Raw genomic sequence first — 3,627 nt, 5'->3', positions numbered from 1 at the left:
GTACTTTATACTTTGCATATTAAAACTAAAAAAGTCCTAATCACAAAGTAGTGATTAGAACTAATTTATAAATTTACCAACAACAGTTGCCAAAGAGCCCGTTTTTTATACTCTGGTATCTACTGAGTGTTCACACACCCTGCAGGTTAATGTTTGATTATGAACTGAGCTGTGATTCAAGATCTCGCAGCTCCGCCACACGAACATCACGTGGCAAGAACCGACGAATCTCTTCTTCGTTGTATCCGACTTCCAAACGTTTGTCATCAAAGATGATTGGGCGCTTAATTAAGTCTGGGTACTTCACAACAAGATCAACCAATTGGCTAACTGATAAGTCATCCAAGTTGATGTGTAACTTCTTGAAGACGTTAGAGCGAGTAGAAATAATATCTTCGCTACCGTTTTCAGTCAAGCGTAAAATCTGCTTGATCTCATCCGCATTAAGCGGGTTGGACTTAATGTTACGTTCCTTAAAAGGAATCTGATGATCTTCTAACCATGCCCGCGCTTTACGACTCGATGCGCTGCTTGGTGCAACATATAAATTAATCATAGATAAGCACTTCCTTCATTTCGCTTTCCCCTAGCAACAAATAAAAAACTAAAACAAAAGCAAAGGTGCAACTTAATTCATTCATTACTCAGTCCCCAACACTTCATCATGAACAACTTTATAGTACCATCATATCCAGGAAAATTCAATACAGTTTTTATATTTTTTAGCTTGTGAAAAGATAATTATGTTTTGACCTGATATTTGGCGAAAATGTTATAACCACGCGTGTTATAACGATATAGATTTATTTACATTTATAAAATTGATTTATCAAACTATGAATCCGTTATAACGTCCCAAAACGCTTGATTTATCTAGCTTTACTTACTCTTTGATAGTAAAGATTTACCCCCCAATTTAGGTTTATTCACGGCTAAAATTATTATCGCTGCTTAAGTAATCCGATTATAGTATTCAATTAAGACTTGCGTTACAATTTGAATAATTCATTTGGGGGAGTGGTTCCGTTGACTTCGTTCTTTACAATCGTTTTGTTGGTAGTCGCTGCCATTGCGGCTAATATTATATATGCCATCTATCCAAAAATTCCGCTAGCTTTTTACGAAATCGGTGCAGGAATGCTGCTATCGCTGGTTCCAATCTTCAATCATTTTCATTTGGAACCAGAAATCTTTATGCTAATGATCATTGCACCACTGATGTTCAATGACGGGCAAAACACTGACCCCCATCGATTGCGAAAAAACATCCGTTCCACGCTTTCTCTAGCGGTAGTCTTAGCGTTGGTCACAATTCTAGTTGGTGGCGCTCTAACTCACGTTTTGTGGGGAACACTGCCACTGGCACTTTGCTTTGCATTAGCTGCCATCGTGACGCCCACCGATACCGTTGCTGTTTCATCCATTACCTCCGGAATTGAAATGCCAGAACGCGTCATGGGCGCCTTGGAGAATGAATCGCTGTTCAACGACGCTTCTGGCATTGTGGCAATGAGTTTGGCATTAACTGCCTTTACTACCGGGGAGTTTTCACTGTCTCAAGGCTTAAGACAGTTTTTAATCGTCTTTTTTGGCGGTATTGCTGTGGGGTTGATTATGGGCATGATCATTGTTTCAATTCGTGTCCTATTTCAACATAAAACACTGGATACCATCGCCGTCATTCTACCGTTTAGTTTACTAACACCATTTGTCATCTACCTCACTGCTGAACATCTGGGTCTATCAGGTATTCTAGCGGTGGTGGCTGCTGGTGTCGTTCATGGTATCCAAGGGCAGCGGCTACGATTAACTTCCACTCAAACCCAACTGGTCAATAATACGACGTGGGAAGCTTTAACAAACCTGCTCAACGGCTTTGTGTTTGTGTTGTTGGGTGCTTCCATCCCAAGTGTCTGGAACGCCCTTTCAACATCCGAAATTCATAATTTACCCCTGTTGCTCATCACTGCTGTAGGACTATACCTGCTCATGGGATTGATGCGCTTTTTGTGGTGCATGTTCAACCTAGTTTCGTTGCCATCTGAAGGCACCCGGATTAAGGATAGTCTGTTAATGGCGCTTAGTGGCGTCCACGGGACGATCACCCTTTCAATGGCGTTCTCCTTGCCGCTTGTAGTTGCTGGCCACGCATTTCCTTTCCGCAGTGCGATTATCTTAATCGCGGGTATCATCATTTTACTGAGTATGATTGTACCAAGTCTGGTTTTGCCAATACTGTTGCCCAATAAACAGGCACCCTATTCAGCTGACGAGCTTAACGAGCAGATCGTTAAAATGGTGAACTACGCCATTGACCAACTCCGTAATATTAACGATAAATCAGGGGCCCTACCCGGTGTCATCGAAGTCTTGAATAGCCAAAAAAGTCAGTACAGTCAAAATGCAGATAATAAGCTAGTTCACCAGTTACTCGAACAGACTGAAGACGTTGAACACGCGGCGGTTGCTGAGTTGATTGAAAATGGTGAAGTTGAAGCTCGTATTGGTTGGCAATACAACCGAGCAATCACATTTCAAGCCCAATTTGCCTTTCTGAGCCCGTGGGCCCGCCTTAAAATGTGGTTTAAAATGCTGGGCTTCCGATTTTTCCCGAAAACTGCCCGCAAACAATTTAATAAATCCTTCAAACGGAATCGTGAGGCTAAAATGAAATTACTGAAGCAGCATGGTCAGACGGAGAAGTATAACGCCTATCAAGCATTTTACCGTGAGCATAAAGACGATGAGCGCTTCAAAACCAAACAGGCAAACCCACTGACACAAAAGCAACTGGCTTTGCCTGCCACCACGCAGTTACTTCCGGCTAATAATCAACAGCAGAAGTTGCCACAACCAACAACGTAATGACTTCAACACTGAAGCAAGAGAAGCCTTTGGTAAACTTAACCAAGTCTGTTTTGACAGGGCAGTCGGCTACCTCGATTCAATCGAATCTGACGATAATCGCCAAGAAGTTGACGTTGTGCGGCATTATTATGCAGTCCGACAGTCAAGAACGACTAATAGTGAAGAATCTGGTGACGTTGAAAATGAACTATTTTTAACGGCCTTCCAATTCGAATATAGTTACGTCCAAAACATCAGCCAGCAAAAGCAGATATCCAGTAAGTTGGTGGATGAGCTTCATAAAAAGATCTCAATGGATCAAATGGTGTATATGCAGAATGGTAGTTAGCTGATTGTGTTAACTATTGAAAACATATTCGGTTACTAAACTGTTATTCTAACTTCACACTTTCTTCACATTTGAGCATTATATTACTTAGTATACTAATATCTTAGTTGATATTAAGTAAGCTTTTTCATTTTACTCCTCCAAAGTAAAATAATATTTCCGTGAACCCCATCACGAAAATGCCTACTCCTATGTTGGATCTACCCTCCCCCGGGTGGATCTTTTTTTGTAGGGTGCGAAAGCAGACGGTTAGAGACTGGAGCCTAACGGGAGAGAGACAAAAATCCTGGGCTTGGATTTATGGTTCTCTCCTGTTAGGTGCAAGTCTCTGTTTGCTGAAGCCCAACTAAATCAGGGTGCGAAAGCAAGTGCTTAGAGACTGGAGCCTAACGGGAGAGAGACAAAAATCCTGGGCTTGGATTTATGGTTCT

General features: G+C 41.7%; 3 protein-coding genes. 2 read left to right on the top strand and 1 reads right to left on the bottom strand.

Going from position 1 to position 3,627, the window contains the following annotated elements; translation table 11 throughout:
- Positions 1-157 precede the first annotated feature (157 nt).
- A complete protein-coding gene (gene spx / locus HC026_RS12170) occupies positions 158-556 on the bottom strand; it encodes a transcriptional regulator Spx (protein WP_168926184.1) in 399 nt (132 codons plus the stop codon).
- 470 nt (positions 557-1,026) lie between these two features.
- Here spx and HC026_RS12165 point away from each other — a divergent pair, with 470 nt between their 5' ends.
- Together HC026_RS12165 and HC026_RS12160 are read left to right on the top strand one after the other, a co-directional pair.
- Complete coding sequence (locus HC026_RS12165) at positions 1,027-2,865, top strand: cation:proton antiporter (protein ID WP_168926183.1); 1,839 nt, start codon at positions 1,027-1,029, stop codon at positions 2,863-2,865.
- 118 nt (positions 2,866-2,983) lie between these two features.
- A complete protein-coding gene (locus HC026_RS12160; RefSeq protein ID WP_168926182.1) occupies positions 2,984-3,196 on the top strand; it encodes a hypothetical protein in 213 nt (70 codons plus the stop codon).
- Positions 3,197-3,627 lie beyond the last annotated feature (431 nt).

The organism is Secundilactobacillus angelensis (genome assembly GCF_012641075.1).
GTDB classification, from domain to species: Bacteria; Bacillota; Bacilli; order Lactobacillales; family Lactobacillaceae; genus Secundilactobacillus; species Secundilactobacillus angelensis.
Note: the sequence above shows the minus strand (reverse complement) of the source record. Positions and strands in the feature narration are given on the sequence as shown.

Bases quoted from the DNA above. Each gene is read 5' to 3' on its own strand.
- spx (WP_168926184.1), bottom strand. From the start codon at position 556: ATGATTAATTTATATGTTGCACCAAGCAGCGCATCGAGTCGTAAAGCG.